General features: G+C 35.9%; 16 protein-coding genes and 1 tRNA gene. 12 read left to right on the top strand and 5 right to left on the bottom strand.

Annotated elements, in window-relative coordinates; genetic code table 11:
- Nucleotides 1-14 precede the first annotated feature (14 nt).
- The 4 genes from ACR9EA_RS01905 to ACR9EA_RS01920 all read right to left on the bottom strand — a co-directional run bounded on the left by ACR9EA_RS01905 (nt 15) and on the right by ACR9EA_RS01920 (nt 3398).
- Nucleotides 15-1193, bottom strand: coding sequence for an acyl-CoA dehydrogenase family protein (locus ACR9EA_RS01905; RefSeq protein WP_435136724.1), 1179 nt, complete (start codon nt 1191-1193; stop codon nt 15-17).
- Nucleotides 1194-1276: 83 nt separating this feature from the next.
- Nucleotides 1277-1987, bottom strand: coding sequence for a tRNA1(Val) (adenine(37)-N6)-methyltransferase (locus ACR9EA_RS01910; RefSeq protein ID WP_435136727.1), 711 nt, complete (start codon nt 1985-1987; stop codon nt 1277-1279).
- Between the two features lie 294 nt (nt 1988-2281).
- Entirely contained in the window at nt 2282-2806 is a 525-nt protein-coding gene (gene rimM, locus ACR9EA_RS01915; protein ID WP_435136730.1) for a ribosome maturation factor RimM, read from the bottom strand.
- A gap of 64 nt (nt 2807-2870) precedes the next feature.
- Nucleotides 2871-3398, bottom strand: a complete 528-nt coding sequence (locus ACR9EA_RS01920) for a 30S ribosomal protein S16 (RefSeq protein ID WP_435136733.1) — start codon at nt 3396-3398, stop codon at nt 2871-2873.
- A 151-nt stretch (nt 3399-3549) separates the two neighbouring features.
- Here ACR9EA_RS01920 and ACR9EA_RS01925 point away from each other — a divergent pair, with 151 nt between their 5' ends.
- The 7 genes from ACR9EA_RS01925 to ACR9EA_RS01955 all read left to right on the top strand — a co-directional run bounded on the left by ACR9EA_RS01925 (nt 3550) and on the right by ACR9EA_RS01955 (nt 14504).
- The gene (locus ACR9EA_RS01925) at nt 3550-4047 is read left to right on the top strand and encodes a DUF6252 family protein (RefSeq protein ID WP_435136736.1); all 498 of its coding nucleotides are present in this window, start codon (nt 3550-3552) and stop codon (nt 4045-4047) included.
- A 385-nt stretch (nt 4048-4432) separates the two neighbouring features.
- The gene (dnaE, locus tag ACR9EA_RS01930) at nt 4433-8818 is read left to right on the top strand and encodes a DNA polymerase III subunit alpha (protein ID WP_435136739.1); all 4386 of its coding nucleotides are present in this window, start codon (nt 4433-4435) and stop codon (nt 8816-8818) included.
- 132 nt (nt 8819-8950) lie between these two features.
- The gene (gene trxA / locus ACR9EA_RS01935) at nt 8951-9268 is read left to right on the top strand and encodes a thioredoxin (RefSeq protein WP_435136742.1); all 318 of its coding nucleotides are present in this window, start codon (nt 8951-8953) and stop codon (nt 9266-9268) included.
- Between the two features lie 88 nt (nt 9269-9356).
- The gene (locus tag ACR9EA_RS01940; RefSeq protein ID WP_435136745.1) at nt 9357-11930 is read left to right on the top strand and encodes a M1 family metallopeptidase; all 2574 of its coding nucleotides are present in this window, start codon (nt 9357-9359) and stop codon (nt 11928-11930) included.
- Entirely contained in the window at nt 11927-12856 is a 930-nt protein-coding gene (locus tag ACR9EA_RS01945) for a DUF58 domain-containing protein (protein ID WP_435136749.1), read from the top strand. The genes ACR9EA_RS01940 and ACR9EA_RS01945 overlap by 4 nt, the downstream gene beginning before the upstream one ends.
- An 81-nt stretch (nt 12857-12937) precedes the next feature.
- Nucleotides 12938-13011: transfer RNA gene (locus ACR9EA_RS01950), tRNA-Asp, on the top strand.
- 278 nt (nt 13012-13289) lie between these two features.
- A complete protein-coding gene (locus ACR9EA_RS01955) occupies nt 13290-14504 on the top strand; it encodes a tyrosine-type recombinase/integrase (protein WP_435136752.1) in 1215 nt (404 codons plus the stop codon).
- A gap of 1 nt (nt 14505) precedes the next feature.
- On the opposite strand, the gene ACR9EA_RS01960 is transcribed toward ACR9EA_RS01955, so the two are convergent.
- The gene (locus tag ACR9EA_RS01960; RefSeq protein ID WP_435136755.1) at nt 14506-14730 is read right to left on the bottom strand and encodes a helix-turn-helix domain-containing protein; all 225 of its coding nucleotides are present in this window, start codon (nt 14728-14730) and stop codon (nt 14506-14508) included.
- Nucleotides 14731-14825: 95 nt separating this feature from the next.
- Between ACR9EA_RS01960 and ACR9EA_RS01965 the strand changes: the two genes are divergently transcribed.
- The 5 genes from ACR9EA_RS01965 (at nt 14826) to ACR9EA_RS01985 (ending at nt 18315) form a co-directional block, all read left to right on the top strand.
- A complete protein-coding gene (locus ACR9EA_RS01965; protein WP_435136758.1) occupies nt 14826-15329 on the top strand; it encodes a hypothetical protein in 504 nt (167 codons plus the stop codon).
- Nucleotides 15330-15350: 21 nt separating this feature from the next.
- Nucleotides 15351-15893, top strand: a complete 543-nt coding sequence (locus ACR9EA_RS01970; protein WP_435136760.1) for a hypothetical protein — start codon at nt 15351-15353, stop codon at nt 15891-15893.
- Between the two features lie 133 nt (nt 15894-16026).
- Nucleotides 16027-16374: a hypothetical protein gene (locus ACR9EA_RS01975; protein ID WP_435136763.1), complete on the top strand. Its 348-nt coding sequence runs from the start codon at nt 16027-16029 to the stop codon at nt 16372-16374.
- A gap of 95 nt (nt 16375-16469) precedes the next feature.
- Entirely contained in the window at nt 16470-17333 is an 864-nt protein-coding gene (locus tag ACR9EA_RS01980; protein WP_435136766.1) for an AAA family ATPase, read from the top strand.
- A 1-nt stretch (nt 17334) separates the two neighbouring features.
- Nucleotides 17335-18315: a DUF3871 family protein gene (locus ACR9EA_RS01985; RefSeq protein ID WP_435136769.1), complete on the top strand. Its 981-nt coding sequence runs from the start codon at nt 17335-17337 to the stop codon at nt 18313-18315.
- Nucleotides 18316-18326 lie beyond the last annotated feature (11 nt).

Genomic DNA, 18326 nt, shown 5'->3' on the forward strand with positions numbered 1-18326 from the left:
AAGTAAAAATAGTCTTATTTAAACGCATTAAGTCCCGTGATATCCAATCCCGTAATTAACAAATGAATATCGTGCGTGCCTTCGTAGGTTACCACACTTTCCAGATTCATGCTGTGTCGCATAATACTGTATTCGCCGGTAATTCCCATGCCACCAAGCATTTGTCTGGCGTCTCTAGCGATGGTGAGTGCCATATCCACATTATTGCGTTTTGCCATAGAAATTTGCGCCGAAGTGGCTTTGTTTTCATTTCTAAGAACACCTAAACGCCAAGTTAACAATTGTGCTTTGGTAATTTCGGTAATCATTTCGGCTAACTTTTTTTGCTGCAATTGAAATTGCCCAATCGGTTTTCCAAACTGCATGCGCTCTTTACTGTAACGTAAAGCTGTGTCGTAACAGTCCATAGCCGCTCCAATAGCACCCCAGGCAATACCATAACGAGCCGAATCTAAACAACCTAAAGGCGCACCAAGTCCCGATTTGTTTGGTAATAGATTTTCCTTAGGGACTTTAACATTGTCAAAAATAAGCTCGCCAGTAACCGATGCGCGAAGCGACCATTTGTTGTGTGTTTCAGGAGTAGAAAATCCTTCCATACCACGTTCAACGATTAAACCATGAATGCGACCGTTTTCATCCTTGGCCCAAACTACGGCTACTTGTGCAAAAGGCGCATTGGAAATCCACATTTTGGCACCGTTTAAAAGATAATGATCGCCCATATCTTTAAAGTTTGTAGTCATGCCACCAGGATTCGAACCGTGATCGGGTTCGGTAAGACCAAAACAGCCCATCCATTCACCACTAGCCAATTTAGGTAAAAACTTTTGGCGTTGCGTTTCGTTACCGTATTTCCAGATTGGGTACATAACCAAAGACGATTGTACCGATGCTGTACTGCGAACGCCAGAATCGCCACGTTCAATTTCTTGCATGATCAAACCATAAGAAATCTGATCCAATCCAGCGCCGCCATATTCTTCGGGGATGTAAGGGCCAAAAGCACCAATTTCTGCCAAACCAGCTATAATTTGTTTGGGGAATTCAGCCTTTTGTGCATAGTCTTCGATTATTGGCGAGACGTCGCGCTTTACCCAAGTTCGTGCCGTATCGCGCACTAATTTGTGCTCTTCGGTTAAAAGCTCATCTAATTGGTAATAATCGGGGGCTTCAAAGCGGTCTGGTTTCATATGTTAGCATGCATTAGTTAGATGAGTTCTTTGTTGAAATCATCAAGGTTATTAGTCAAATTTAGCGAATACCGCATTAAAGCTTACATTTTTAAATAGAAATCTTTTGTTAAATTGATGTAATCTTCGGTGTATTGATGGCGTGCTGTTTCTATAATGAGTTCGGAAATGTCGGTTTTGGTTTCTTCAAAAGAAAACTGCATTAAGCTGCGTTTTATATCGCTTTCGGGAGCACCTTTAACGCGACATATTGTATTTGGAAACAGACCGACTTCAGCAGCTAAAGCAGTCAATTGCGTTTCTTCTTTAAACGGAATAACCACACAGAAACTACCGTTTGGCGCTAATAATTTGGACACACTTGAGATAAGGTGATCGAAAGGCAAAGCGTCCGTAAAACGTGCTAAATCACGCTGACTATCTTCGGTTTTATAGTCTTCGGAATAGAATGGCGGGTTGGACACTATCAACTCGTATTGATCGTCTATTTCATCTACAAATTCTTCCAATGACGCATGATAACAAAATAAGCGATCGCCCCAAGGAGAATTCTCAAAATTATCTACACATTGCTCGTAGGCTGCATCGTCAATTTCAATGCCATCAATAATTTCAGCGGAACATCGTTGTGCCAGCATTAAAGCTAAAACGCCCGTGCCAGCACCAATATCAAGCACAGAAAATGGCTGCTGATCGACAGGTGCCCAAGCGCCTAAAAGCACACCGTCCGTACCGATTTTCATCGCACATCGGTCTTGATTTACTGTAAATTGTTTGAACATGAATGGTTTCATAATACTTGTTTTTTTATTCTCTATTCCAGATGACATCATGCTGAACTTGATTCAGCATCACATTTCTTTGCGGCAAACTTTCCCTAAAGAGACCTTGAAACGTGTTCAGGGTGATGTGTAATTAAATTGTTTTCATTGATTTAAAGATGCTTCAGTCGTACCTCCTTCTGCATGACAACCGAACTGTCATTCAGAGCCTGCCTGCCGGTAGGCAGGCGCAGTTTACGGAGCGATGAATCTTTTCAACTTACCAACTTAATATTTAAAGATTCCTCCTAACGTCGGAATGACAACTTACAAATAGAGATCAATCAACCCCTCAGGTGTTTCAACAAAAATGGTTTTATTGGGTTTGTCTACCTTAATAATAAACTCGTCGTTCATCGGGATTAGGATTTCGGTACCGTCACGATCAATTTCAAAAAGGGCTTGTGCAGTACTATCGTTTACCGATTTTATAATGCCAACCGTACCAAAATGTTTGTCTTCCACCGTAAAACCAATAATTTCATGGTAATAAAATTTATCGCCTTCCAGTTCTGGTAAAAAGTCAAGTGGCAAATACAAATCCGATTTTAAAAGTGCTTCGGCATCGGCTTCGGTATCGACATCTTCAAATTTTACACGCAATAATTCCGATTTATGGAGTTGCGACGATTCGATAAAAAACGGCACTAAATTATTGCGCAATTCAACAAAAACCGAATCCATGTCTTCAAATAATTCAGGCTCGTCGGTATCTAGTTTTATGAGTAATTCGCCTTTAAAACTGTATTTTTTTACAATCTTTCCAAGGAAGAAACAGTCGTCTTTTTTCATAAGTATTTAAATAAAAAAACCTGACAGGATTTGTCAGGTTTTAAAAGTATAAAAAATTAATTTTTTATTCTTCTTCGTTTGCAGTTTCTTCTGCAGTAGCTTCAGCGTTTGCAGCTTCCTCAGCAGCTTTTGCTTCGGCTTCAGCCTCGGCAGCAGCAGCTACTCTAGCATCATTTACCGCTTTTTCAGCTTCTAAAGCTTTTGCTTTTGCATCGGCTTCAGCTTTTGCTAAACCATCAGACTTAGCAGTTACTTTTGCAGCTTTTTCTTCTACCCAAGCGTTGAATTTTTCTTCAGCTTGCTCTTCAGTTAAAGCGCCTTTACGAACACCACCTGCTAAGTGATTTTTTAATAACGCACCTTTGTACGATAAAATCGCTTTTGCAGTATCGGTTGGTTGAGCACCGTTTTGTAACCAAGTTACAGCACCGTCTACATCCAATTCGATAGTTGCAGGGTTAGTGTTTGGATTGTAGATACCTAATTTTTCTAAGTATTTACCATCTCTTTTTGCTCTTGCATCAGCAGCAACAATCCAGTAAAAAGGTTTCCCTTTTTTACCATGTCTTTGTAATCTAATTTTTACAGGCATAATAATTAATTATTTGAGGTTCGCGACCTCGGTTATTAATGAGGGTGCAAAGATACTATAAATTTTTAAGTTTCAATACATTAATTTAATTGAAATGTTGTGCGCAATTTATTCTATTTTTGACGTTTAATATGTACTGAATAATTGAGTTATGAGATTTTGGGTTTGCCTTTTGGTTATAAGTGTTTGTATTAGTAGTTGTGGCGATGATATCGAATTTAATTCACCTGCATTTCAGGCCGATAAAGATGGGGTGTTGTGGAAATCGCAATCCAGACAAGCACGTAATGACGATGGTGGAATAACAGTTTCAGGAAAACTAGGAAGCGAAACAGTTGCCTTAAGCATTCCTTCTGCTACTATTGACACGTTTCAATTGGGGGCGGGTAAAATTGCTAATGCCAATTATACGAATGCCAGCGATACGCTCTATTCTACGCTATATAATCCGGTAGATGACCCTTCGACTCCAGAAGACGAAAGTTTGGTGTACTATGCTGAAGGTGAAATTGTAATAGACGACATTAATACTACCGAAAATTATGTGAGTGGCTCGTTCTGGTTTACTGCCTACGATGGCTTAGGAGAACATGGCGTAAATTTTAATAAAGGCGTGTTTTATAGAGTGCCCTTTTTGGTGGGGAATTAAACTTTTAAAGTTAATTTAAAAGGTCCTGAAAAAACGTTTGTTTTTTTATTGGTCTCAGGCGTTAGTTAAAACTATGCACTTTTAGTGCAAGATTTTCAGTTTCTATAATTTTTTTTCCGCCACGAATGCACGAATATTTGACATAGTTTTTATAAAGAATATTAGTGTATTTGTGGCTAAGATAAATACAAATAATCGGACTTTCAGTCTGTTTTCAAACCTATAGACTTCCAGTCTATAGTGGTTTATTTGTTATTGGCAATATGTAAGTGAAAGAAACTTATGGTATTGACTTTCGTTGTTTATAAAACGTGAGAAATAAACACAGGAAACCTCAAAATTATTTGTAATTTTAACCTCCTTATTTTTTTAGCAAATATAGTTTATGTACTTAATTTTCGATACCGAAACCACCGGTTTACCAAAGCGTTGGGACGCACCTATTAGCGATACCGATAACTGGCCTAGATGTATACAAATTGCCTGGCAATTACACGACGAGATGGGGCGTTGTATCGAACATCAAGATTATTTGGTAAAGCCAGACGGATTTAATATTCCATACGATGCCGAAAAAATACACGGAATTTCTACCGAGCTAGCCGATGAGCAAGGCATTAGCCTACAAGAGGTGTTAGAAAAATTTAATATTGCCCTTAGCAAGACAAAGTTTATTGTTGGCCAAAATGTAGGTTTCGATGTAAACATAATGGGCGCCGAATTTTTTCGAGAAGATGTAGCTAACGCCCTGCAGGAACTTCCTGTTTTAGATACTTGTACCGAGCATACCGCGCAATTATGCCAAATTCCTGGTGGTCGTGGGGGTAAATTTAAGTTGCCAACCTTAACAGAGTTACACGAGTTTTTGTTTAATCAGCCATTTGCAGAAGCGCATAATGCTACGGCCGATGTGGAGGCGACAACGCGTTGTTTTTTCGAATTAGTTCGTCGCGAGCAATTTACAATAGAACAGTTAGATGTCGCGCCAGATTATTTTAAGAATTTTAGTGAAGCCAATCCGCAGGAAATTCAATTAATAGGCTTAAAGCATATTAATTTAAAACAGGCTAGCGATCAGATTCGTGAACGTCTGCAAAAAGCGCAAAGCACAGATTTATCGGCCGCAGAAATTAAACAAAATATATCAGATTTAGCCGAGGTTAATTTTGCACACCTTCATAACCATTCGCAGTTTTCGGTATTGCAATCAACTATAAGTATTCCCGATTTGGTAAATGCTGCGGCAAAGCACAATATGCCGGGGGTTGCACTTACAGATCATGCGAATATGATGGGGGCTTTTCACTTTGTGCGTGCGGTTTTCAACCATAATAAGTCGGTGAAATCAAAAAATGAAGAGGTTATCGCTGCAGGCGGAACACCAGAACTTAAAGAAATAAAACCTCTTATAGGCTGCGAGTTTTTTGTGTGCGAAGACCGATTAGATAAAACGCGTAAAGACAATGGCTACCAAATTGTAATGTTAGCCAAAAACAAACGTGGCTATCACAATATGGCAAAATTGTCATCTATCGCCTTTACCGAAGGGTTCTACTATGTGCCAAGAATAGATAAGCAAATTATTCAGGAATACAAAGAAGATATTATTGTGTTAACGGGTAATTTGTATGGAGAAGTGCCTAGTAAAGTGCTTAATGTTGGCGAGAATCAGGCAGAAGAAGCTTTGCTTTGGTGGAAAGAGCAGTTTGGCGATGATTTATATATCGAGTTGATGCGCCATAATCAAGAAGATGAAAATAGGGTAAATCCTGTGTTAATAGATTTTGCCAAGAAACACAATGTAAAATTAATAGCCACAAACAATACTTATTACGAAGAAAAGAAAGATGCGAATGCCCACGATATTTTACTGTGTGTTAAGGACGGCGAAAAACAAAGTACGCCTATAGGCCGCGGTCGCGGATATCGATACGGATTGCCAAATCAGGAGTATTATTTTAAGTCGGCCGACGAAATGAAGGCGCTCTTTAAAGATGTTCCAGAGGCTATTTCTAACATTCAGGAAATATTAGATAAGGTCGAACCTTTCGAATTGGCAAGAGACGTATTACTTCCAAAATTCGACATTCCAGAACAATTTCAGCATGAAGACGATTTAAAAGATGGCGGTAAACGTGGTGAAAATGCATTTTTAAAGCATTTAACTTACGAAGGCGCCAAAAAGCGTTACGAAGAGATTACGCCAGATATTGCAGAACGTTTAGATTTCGAGCTGGATGTTATCGAAAAAACAGGATATCCAGGGTATTTCTTAATTGTTGAAGATTTTATTCGCGAAGCCCGTAATATGGATGTGTCTGTTGGGCCTGGTCGTGGTTCGGCCGCAGGGTCTGCAGTAGCCTATTGTTTGGGAATTACCAATATAGACCCTATTAAATACGATTTGCTGTTTGAGCGTTTCTTAAATCCAGATCGTGTGAGTATGCCCGATATCGATATCGATTTTGATGATGAAGGCCGTAGTCGCGTTATGGATTATGTAATCAATAAATACGGAAGCAGTCAGGTAGCGCAAATTATTACCTACGGTACCATGGCCGCAAAATCGTCTATTCGCGATACTGCAAGGGTGTTGGATTTACCGTTGTTTGAAGCCGATAGAATTGCCAAGCTTATTCCTAATATGACCAAATTGAATAAAATTTTTGGTTTAGATGAAAAGGGATTAAAAGCGAAATTTAAGTCGGAAGAAATTGAGAAAATTCAAGAGCTTTTTAATATTTCTGAAGGTGCCGGATTAGAGTCCGAAACCGTTAATATGGCCAAGGTATTAGAGGGCTCTGTTAGAAATACCGGTATTCATGCTTGTGGGGTAATTATTACTCCAGACGATATTACAAAATTCGTTCCTGTGTCGTTAGCGAAAGACTCCGACTTGTATGTTACGCAGTTCGATAACTCTGTAGTGGAGTCTGCCGGACTGTTAAAAATGGATTTCTTGGGCTTAAAAACCTTAACCTTAATTAAAGACACGGTTAAAATTGTAAAAGCCAAACACGGTATAGAGTTAGATCCAGAGAATTTTCCTTTAGACGATCAAGAAACGTACGAACTGTTTCAGCGCGGCGAAACCGTAGGGGTGTTCCAATACGAATCGCCCGGTATGCAAAAACACATGCAGTCCTTAAAACCTACAGTATTTGACGATTTAATTGCCATGAATGCATTGTATCGTCCCGGGCCAATGGAGTACATTCCTGATTTTATTGCCCGTAAACACGGCGACCAGGAAATTGTTTACGATTTGCCAGCGATGGAAGAGTACCTTAAAGAAACTTATGGTATTACAGTATATCAGGAGCAGGTAATGCTTTTGTCTCAAAAGCTGGCCAATTTTTCTAAAGGTGATGCCGATATGCTGCGTAAAGCAATGGGTAAAAAAATCTTTGCCTTACTGGAAAAATTGAAGCCTCAGTTTTTAGATGGCGGCGAAGCAAATGGACATCCTAGAAAAGTGCTAGAGAAAATATGGAAAGACTGGGAAGCCTTTGCAAGTTATGCCTTTAATAAATCGCACTCTACCTGTTATGCGTGGATTGCTTACCAAACAGCGTATTTAAAAGCGCATTACCCTGCCGAATATATGGCCGCGGTACTGTCTAACAACATGAACGATATTAAGCAGGTTACATTTTTTATGGAAGAATGTAAGCGTATGAAGTTAGAGGTGCTTGGCCCCGATGTCAATGAATCGTTCTATAAGTTTTCGGTAAACGACGAGAATGCTGTGCGTTTTGGTATGGGAGCCGTAAAAGGTGTTGGTCACGGAGCGGTAAAAACCATCGTAGAAAATCGGCAGAAAGATGGTGCTTATAAGTCGATTTTCGACCTAGCTAAACGCATCGATTTACGAGCAGCCAACAAAAAGGCTTTCGAGAATTTAGCCTTGGCAGGCGGTTTTGATTGTTTTCAAAACACACATCGCGCTCAATATTTTCAAGACGATGGAGACGGGATTACTTTCTTGGAAAAAGCTGTAAAATACGGTGCCAAACATCAAGAAAACGAAAATTCCGCTCAAGTTAGTCTGTTTGGAGATGCCAGCGATGTACAGATTGAAGAACCTCTGGTACCACCCGCAGATACTTGGGGAACCATGGAAAAACTCGCTAAAGAACGCGAGGTAGTCGGTATTTATATTTCTGGGCATCCGCTAGACGATTTTAAAGTAGAAATGACCAATTTCTGTAACGCCGATTTATCCATGTTTCAAGACCTAACACAATGTGTTAACGCTGAATTATCCTTTGGCGGCGTGGTTACAGACGTGCAACATCGCGTAAGTAAACAAGGTAAAGGCTGGGCTTTATTCACTATAGAAGATTATAACAATAGCTATGAATTTAGAATTTTTGGTGAAGAGTATTTAAAGTTCAGACATTTTTTTGTGGTCAACAGTTTTGTGTATGTTAAATGCTATATTAGAGAAGGCTGGGCTAATAAAGATACTGGAAAAAAAGGCGATCCGCGTATACAATTTAATAGCTTTCAATTGCTTCATGATGTTATGGAAGCCTATGCTAAAAAATTGTCAATACAATTAAATATTCAGGATTTAGATAGTCAAAAGGTCGAAGCCTTAAAAACATTGCTTCATCACCATTCAGGAACTAAAGCATTGCATTTTGTGGTGTACGATAATGAAGACAAGGTGAAATTACCAATGACAAGTAGGCGGCAGAAAATCACCATAAGTCAAGAATTATTATCGGCTTTAGACCGACAGAATTTGTATTATAAATTAAATTAATTGTTGCTAAAACGCTGATTATAAAATCGGACAATTTGGCAATAAATAAAACAAATGGATGGTCTGTAAGTTTTGGCGTAATTTTTGACTAAGTTTGCATAATAACAAGTACAACTTTTAAAATTTAATATAATGGCATTAGAAATAACAGACGCGAATTTTGAGGAAACTGTTTTAAAAAGCGATAAACCAGTAGTAGTAGATTTTTGGGCAGCATGGTGTGGACCTTGCCGTATGGTAGGACCAATTATAGACGAAATTAGTACAGAATACGATGGTAAAGCTGTAGTGGGTAAAGTAGATGTTGATGCAAATCAGGATTTTGCTTCGAAATACGGTGTTAGAAACATTCCAACCGTATTGGTATTCCAAAACGGAGAGGTTGTTGGTCGTCAAGTAGGTGTTGCTCCTAAAAAAGCATATACAGACGCTATTGATTCTCTTTTGTAGTCAATAACAATTTATATAACATACAAAGTAAAGGTTTGGCATAATGTCAAACCTTTTTTATTTTTAGCCCTAATAATTCCTTAAATAAATGAAACCATTTCTGCTTCTAGTCCTTGTATTATGTTTAAGTTCTTGTAACCAGAACAGAAAAAATGCAACAGAACTAACTTTGGTTAAAGGCGTTTCCGAACAAATGGCAGTCGTTCGGAAAGCACAGATTAGCGATTTGGTTTACGATCTTAAATTCGATATTCCTAAAACATTGTCCGATAGTATTTCTGCTTCAGAAACTATTTATTGTACCATAAATGATAAAAATGCGCCATTAATTATAGATTTTAAAGAAGCTACTCATAAGCTGTTATCGATTTCCGTTAACAATCAGCCTATCGATATCGAACATACCAATGGACATATCGTAATTAATCAAAATGATTATAAAATAGGTGAAAACAGTATAGAAATAGCTTTTATAGCTGGAGAATTGTCTTTAAACCGAAACGAAGATTACCTCTATACGCTTTTAGTGCCGGACCGAGCCAGTACATTTTTTCCTTGTTTCGATCAGCCCGATTTAAAAGCAGAGTATAATTTAAAAATTACTGCGCCCAATGTTTGGAAGGTTATGGCAGGAGCACCATTACAACAAGTAGAAACCAAAGGAGATGTTACTGAACATTGGTTTGAAACTTCTGATAAAATGAGTACCTATTTATTTTCGTTTGTTGTAGGCGATTTTAAACTTGTGGAAGATGAAGTTGATGGATTAAAAATGCGCATGTTATATCGTGAAACCGACGAAGACAAAATTCAGGCAAGTGTGCCCGAGATATTTCGTTTGCATCGCGAAGCCATCACGTTTTTAGAGCATTATACAGGGTGCGCTTTTCCATTTAAAAAAATAGACTTTGCGGCAATACCAGGATTTCAATATGGAGGTATGGAACATGTTGGGGCTATTCAATATCGAGAATCAACTTTGTTTTTAGACGAAACAGCTACCGAAAGTCAGCGTTTAAGACGTGGGAAATTAATAGCCCACGAAACAGCACATATGTGGTTTGGAGATTTGGTAACCATGAAATGGTTTAACGATGTCTGGTTAAAGGAAGTGTTTGCTAATTTTATGGCCGATAAAATAGCTAACCCTAGTTTTCCAGATATTAACCATAAATTGCAGTTTATGCTAACGCATTATCCAAGTGCTTATGGTGTAGATCGTACGGCAGGAAGTAACCCCATTCGTCAACATTTAGATAATTTAAATAATGCAGGTACACTGTATGGAAACATAATATATAACAAAGCACCTATTATGATGCGCCAGTTGGAGGCTTTAATAGGAGAAGAGGCGTTTAAAAAAGGTATTCAGACTTATATAAAGACTTTTGCTAACGAAAATGCGGATTGGAATGATTTAATAGAAATTCTAGATGCACAAACAGCGGTCGATGTAAAAACGTGGAGTGATAATTGGGTAAATACACCTGGTCGAGCTGTGTTTTCAGAAGATATGTATTATGATGAGAATGACGAGTTAACGAATTTCAAATTATCTCAAAAAGCTGAAGCTGGTACAGAAGACCTTTGGGCGCAAAGTTTCGATATTGGTTTAGTGTACCCTGATTCTGTTCGGGTTGTAAATGTATCGGTATCTGATGCAGATAATCAATTAGATGGCCTTATAGGAACATTAAAACCACAAGAAGTTTTTTACAATTACAATGGCTTTGGTTATGGTGTGTTTCCTCCGCCAAGAGTGTTAGCGCATATTCTAGAATTGAAAGATGACGTAGCCAAAGGATATGCTTATATTAATGTTTACGAAAATATACTATTGGGAACTATAGCGCCCTTGCAAGGTTTAAAATTGTTTAAAACAGCAGTGCAGATTGAAAATAATGAAGCGATAATCAGATTAGTTTCCAGTCAGATTCGAAATCTATTCTGGGGGTATCTCACGCCTGGCGAGAGGACAATTGAAGTTGAACATCTTGAAAAGGAGCTAAGACAACGTTTAAAACAGGATTTACCAAGTGGTGTTAAAAAGACATTGTTTGGTTTGTACGAAGACATCGCTTACAACCAGGAAGGTAAAGCCTTTTTATATCGTATTTGGAGTAAAAAACAGAAACTAGATAATTTAAAACTAAACGAAAACGATTATGTAAATTTAGCGGCTAAGTTGGCTATTTACGAACATGAGCAGGTTACAGATATTTTAGCACAAACAAAAGCTCAAATTACAAATCCAGATCGCTTACTACGGTTTGAATATTTACAGCCGTCTTTATCGTACCAAGTTGCAGAGCGCGATTTGTTTTTTGAGAGTTTAAACCAAGAGAAATATAGAGTTAAAGAACAATGGGTTTTAGACGGATTGTCTTATTTAAATCACCCTTTGCGTCAAAAGTATTCTCAAAAATATATTAAACCAAGTTTAGAATTGTTAGAAGAGGTGCAATTAACAGGTGATATATTTTTTCCTATAGGTTGGTTGCAAAGTACTGTAGGGCTCTATAACTCGGAGTATGCGATGCAAGTTGTTGACGAATTTTTAAATGAGCATCCAGATTTTAGCAAGGTTTTAGAGCTAAAAATATTACAAGCTTCAGACCAAATACATCGGGCACAACGCCTATTTAAATTAAATGAGCAATGATTTTAAAAGACGAATTACAACAGGCAGGAGGTTTTGTTAATTTAGAATTGTTGGCAAAACAGGTGGTCGAAGGTTTTATTGCAGGTATGCATAAGAGTCCGTTTCATGGGTTTTCGGCAGAATTTGCAGAACATAAAATCTATAATCAAGGCGAAAGTACAAAACATATCGATTGGAAATTGTTTGCCAAAACCGATAAATTATACACTAAACGCTACGACGAAGAAACCAACTTACGCTGTCATCTTATTATAGATAATAGCAGTTCTATGCACTATCCGCAATACAAAGATTTCCATATTAATCAATTAAATAAAATAGCCTTTTCAACTTTGGCTTCAGCATCCATTATGCATGTTTTAAAACGACAGCGCGATGCGGTAGGCTTAAGTGTGTATAGCGATGTTTACGAATATTATGCTCCGGAAAAAGGGAGTGAGCGCCACCATCACATGCTTTTAAATACCTTGGAAAATGTTGCACAGAGCAAACCCAAACAAAAAACGACAGAGACCTATACTTATTTACATCAAATAGCCGAAAAGTTAAAACGGCGTTCTTTAGTGATGTTGTTTACAGATATGTTTCAAGACGTTGTATCTCAAGATGCGCTTTTTGAAGCATTAAGACACTTAAAATACAACAAACACGAAGTGGTGTTGTTTCATGTGTTTGATAAAGATATAGAACTAAAATTCAATTTTGACAATAATCCAAAACGGTTTGTAGATGTAGAAAGCGGAGCGTTTATAAATGTGTATGCCGATACGATAAAAACGAATTATGAAACTGCTGTAGGAGATTTTTTTGAAGCTTTAAAATTAAAATGCGCCCAATATCAAATAAAATATGTAGAAGCAAATATTAATGATAATTTTGATAATGTGCTGACAACCTTTATGATAGAGCGCTCTAAATTTTTGTAGTCAAAAAATATTTAAAAAAAGTCAAAAAAAGTTTTGTGTAATTCAAAAAGGGGTGTATATTTGCACTCGCAATAACGCAACGGTCTGGTAGTTCAGCTGGTTAGAATATCTGCCTGTCACGCAGGGGGTCGCGGGTTCGAATCCCGTCCAGACCGCAAAATTGCAAAAAGCTCCAAAAACTTGGAGCTTTTTTTTGCACATAATTTTAGTTGTGTTGTTTAGATAAACCTTGTGTTTATCTACGGTTTAAGTTGTTAAACCAATGAAAGGCTTTCCTTTTTTCAAACTTTGAAAATTGGGATGCTTTTTTGTTTTAAGGCGGTTTGTGTGTAAAAAAGGTCTATAAAAAGGTAACCGTCCAAAATTAAAAAGGTAACCATTTTAAATTCTTATCTAATTGTGTACCAATTGTTAAACGTTAACGCAATTGGATATGAACAAAAAGTCATTAAGTATTCGTTTTATACTTTATAAAACGAAAATCAATCAAAAAGGGGAAGCACCGTTATATTGTAGAATAACACTTGAGGGTGTTAGGCGTCAGTTTTCTACTGGAAAATTCGTCCTTGAAAGCCATTGGGATTCAAAAAGGCAGCAATTAATTAAGGGAGGTTCTTTAGAGAAGAAAAATATTAATTCGGAACTTGAGCTGATAATTCAGAAATTCAATAAAATATATTTAGAGTTAAGAATTCAAGAAGATAATTTCAATATCTCTGATGTATGGAGAAGGTATTTTGGAGATAAAGACAAGGAGGAGTTTGGAATATTAGAAGTATATAATCTTCACAGTAGCAGGCTTAAAAAGCTTGTAGATACAGAAATAAAACAGGTTACCTATTCTAAATATCTTGAGTCGGGAGAGCATTTAAAGGTCTATATACGAGATAAATTTAAAGCTTCCGATATACCAATAATGAATATGAAAACTAATTTTATAAATGACTTTGAATATTTTTTAAAGACAAAACGTAAATTTAAACAAAGTACCATAAATAAAATTATTCAGCGTTTTAGAAGGTCTGTAAGATATGCCGTTTCCGAAGGTTATTTAAATAGGGATCCATTTATGCTGTATAAATCAAAAAGGGTTAAGAGTAAAGTGGTATTTCTATCTAATGATCAATTGGCTTTACTTGAATCAAAGACTTTTACAATTTCTAGAATACAGAAAATTAAAGATATGTTTGTTTTTTGTTGTTATACAGGTTTAGGATTTAAAGAAATGTCAAGTTTAAAGAAAAGTCAAATTGTCAAATCTTTTGATGGTAATTTATGGATTAGGATACATCGAAATAAAACAGATAGAGACTATAGTATACCTTTATTGCCGCAAGCATATAAAATATTGTGCATGTATGCTAATGAAGATTCAGGTTATGTGTTTCCTAGTATTTCGAATGCAAATTTTAATGCTTATTTAAAAGAAATTGCAGCTATTATAAAGCTCGATTTTAATTTAACTCATCATGTTGCTAGAAAAACTTTTGCGTCTACTGTATTGCTTTATAACAACGTTCCTATGGAAATTGTTTCTGAGCTTTTAGGGCATTCAAGTATTAAAGTAACACAAGAAAGTTATGCGAAGGTGGTTCAGAGTAGAGTAAGTGAGGAGATGGTAAAGTTGCAAAATAAACTAACAAATTAATCTAGAACTCAAAAAGTTCCTTAATACCAATCTTTAATACTTTAGAAATTTTATAGACATTACTAATCGAGGTGTTAATTACGCCTCTTTCAATTCTACTAATTTGTGAAATTTCAATATTTAAATCAATAGCAAGTTTAGCTTGGGTAAAACCTTTTTCTTTTCTAAGCTTTCTTAGGTTTTTACCAAATGCAATTAAATATTCATTTTCATTATTAATCTCCACAATGTAAAATTCGTGGAGAAAAAGGGTTTTGATATAGGCACATTTGCCTATATTGTAAGCTTGAAATATTATTAATCAATTTAAATTAACCAATCATGAAGAAAATTAATTTTATGTCCCTTTGCCTAATAGTTTGTTTAATCTTTTTAAGTTGTTCATCTGATTCTGGAGATGAAAATACAGAAGTCAAAGAGTCTTCTTATGAAGAAATGATAATTGGAAAATGGGTTGTTGAATATCAGTGGGAGGGAGAACCAAAAGATAATTATGAAGAATATGTGAACATGCCGCAATTAGACCCAGAGAATACTAGCAATTATACAGATAATTATGATGAGAATGATGCTGATACTTACACTACATTTTTATATAGAACAGATGGAACGGTATATATAGAAGAGTGGGGAGAGTCTTATACAAAGGAGTATTATGTTGAAGGTAATAGAATATATTTTTCTCGTACAGGAGATAGTGGAGACTGGAAATACTATAAAATATTCGATTTTAAAAAGAATTATTTAGTGGCGAGAAAGTTATGCAAAGATGAATCTTGTGAAGGAGAGACCGTTGAGGTTAGATATTACAGAAAAATAAATTAATAATTTAAAAGAAAATAATATATGGTGTTTTTAATAATTATAGGAATTGTAATTGTATTATTTGCTCTTGGTGTTTTTGATTCGAAATCAGAAACAGAGGGCAAAAGTTCTCCAGATGTTAATCCTTGGAAGTATAATAAAACTACTGCTCAATTGTATTTTGATATATATGTAAGTGAGCCGATAAATGGAAATTACTTTATTTTAAAAATTGGTAAAAATAATTTTGCTGCATTAGATGTTTTTGACTATCACCCTGAAAAGAGTGAAAAAAATGAATTATTGTTGGAGATGGATAGTAGGCTTTATAGAGCCCCTGAAAGATACTTGTCTACAAAGTTGGGAATATGTATGATTAAATCAAAATCTGTTAAATTGTACTTTGCGGATAAATCATTATATCATAATGGCATAGAAAACCCACCATTTGAATACATGTCTTTAGAAGGAAGTTTAAGAGATAAAACATTGATTCTAGATGTTAAAAGACGTTATCATGATCAAGTGTCAAAGTCCTCAAAAATCGAAACTATAAAAGAAAATGTTCAATTTAGCCAATTATAATAGTTTTACTAAAAGAGATTATAAATTTTTAATCCCCTCTACAAGAACCGAATTATCCACACATCAACCCCCCAGGCTTTGTAAATTGGCGGGTATCCCCCCGTCCTTTTTGTATAATTAAAAATTTTAAAAGATGGTTACAATTAAAAATTACAAAGCAGTTAAAAATAAAAGCGGAGAACAGTTCTTTCTGCTTGTTGTTGAAGGTGGTGTAGAGCCTGTAAAAAGTACTAAAACAGGTAGATTGTATTTTACAACACGTACAGCTACAGTGCCAACAACTTTTGATGAATCGACCTGTAAAAGTGTTATCGGAACAACCTTCGACGGTCAGATTAAAAAGGTGGCTTGCGAGCCTTACAAATACGTTGTGGAGGCTACGGGAGAGGAAATCGAGCTAAGTCATCGTTGGGAGTATATAGACGAAAGTCTGGAAGTATTGAATAATCATGTCATTCAAGAAAACGGATTAATAAATTAACTAAAATAGTAAAACGCATATTAGGAAGAGCTTCAAATACGGAGCTCTTTTTTTATGCCTAAAAGTCAAGTTTAATATCTTAAAAATCAAAACAAATGAAATTAAAAGTAGCAAAAAGAGAGCAAGTAAAACTAAGGATAGGTTTTAGTGGTGCCAGCGGTTTCGGAAAAACTTATTCGGCGTTATTGTTAGCCTTTGGTATTACCAACGATTGGAGTAAAGTGGCTATTATAGATACAGAGAATAACAGTGCAAATTTGTACGCTAATCTGGGCGGTTTTAATGTATTGCAACTTCAGGAGCCGTATAGTCCAGAACGTTATATGGAAGCCTTAAATGCCTGTGAAAATGCAGGGATGGAGGTGGTGATAATCGATAGTGTATCCAAAGAATGGGTAGGTACAGGAGGTTGTTTACAAATACACGAAAGGCTTGGAGGTCGTTTTCAGGATTGGGCACGTGTAACACCTCGTCATCAATCGTTTATAGACGCTATTTTAAAGTCAACTTGTCATGTTATTACAACAACCAGACGTAAGATAGACTATTCTATGGATGTTGGTTCTAACGGAAAAACTAAGGTAGTAAAACATGGTACTAAACAAATTATGCGTGATGGTTTTGAATACGAGCTTACCGTAAATTTTGAATTAATTAATGATAAGCATATGGCAATTTCCAGTAAGGATAGAACGGGTTTGTTTACAGGTAAGCCTGAGTTTATAATCAATGCCGCCACAGGTAAAAAATTAAAAGCATGGTGCGAGTTAGACGACCTTATTTCTAAGGCTCGAACAGAAGTGGAAAGTTGTGAAACTGTTGAAGGTCTAAGGCACTTATATCAAAAATATATCTCAATCAAGGAGTCTTTACATGCAGATATTATTAAGCGTAAATCTGAAATAGAAAATGTAAGCGCTCATGTTATTCCTTCTAATCAAATTTTAAACAATAAATAATATGGATTTAGTATTAAATAATAATGTTAATCAGGTTATAAACGATAACGCTGTAATTAAAGAAAACAGAAGTCCGTTTCTTGAGGCAAATACGCAAAAAGTAACGTTAAATCATTTAAAAAATGATTGTATAATTCCAGTGTTTTCGAAGGATAATGAATCGACAATTAGTCATTATCAGTTTATAAATAGTACTTGTGAAGCAGTTAAATTAAACTTTCCTGGTTTAAAAATTAATGAACCAGATATACGGGTAAGTCATGTTATAAAAGGTCGAGTTCCAAGTGCAATTGGTAAACCAGCAAAGGATCTTTTGGAGGAAGAAAAAACTATTTATTACGAACGTTGTGCTTTTGTAATTAATATACCAGATAATACCAGTGTAGTAGGTTCTAATAAGCTATCATTAAGTATTGGTGGTGTTAGAAGTTTAAACCAAGAAAACTTATACAGTAAAAAAAATGTAGAAAAGTTTAAGGTGTTTATTGGGTATACCAATCGAGTATGCACCAATTTATGTGTAAGTACCGATGGACTTTGTAACGATATTAAAATAAGCTCTATTTCAGAAATTGATGAATGTTTAACTCAATTATTCAACGGATATAATGTTAAAGAACATTTAAACGAGCTTCAACAATTAGAACATTATGTTTTGTCAGAATCACAATTTGCACATGTAGTTGGTAAAATTAGAATGTTTCAAAACATGCCTAAAACAGAACAGGACGGAATATTCAAATTTTCAATGAACGATTCTCAAATAACAAAAATGGTGAAAGATTATTATGGTTGCCCTAATTTTAAAAGAGCTCCTAATGGGTCTATAGATTTATGGAGATTTTACAATCTTTTAACCGAGGCCAACAAGTCATCTTATATCGACAATTATTTAGAACGTAGTTTGTGTGCATTCGAGTTTACAAAAGATATATGTAAATCGATAGAAAATAAGAGACCTAATTGGTTTTTGAATAATTAATAATGCTTATA

This window comes from Formosa sp. A9 (assembly GCF_051200825.1).
GTDB lineage: Bacteria > Bacteroidota > Bacteroidia > Flavobacteriales > Flavobacteriaceae > Formosa.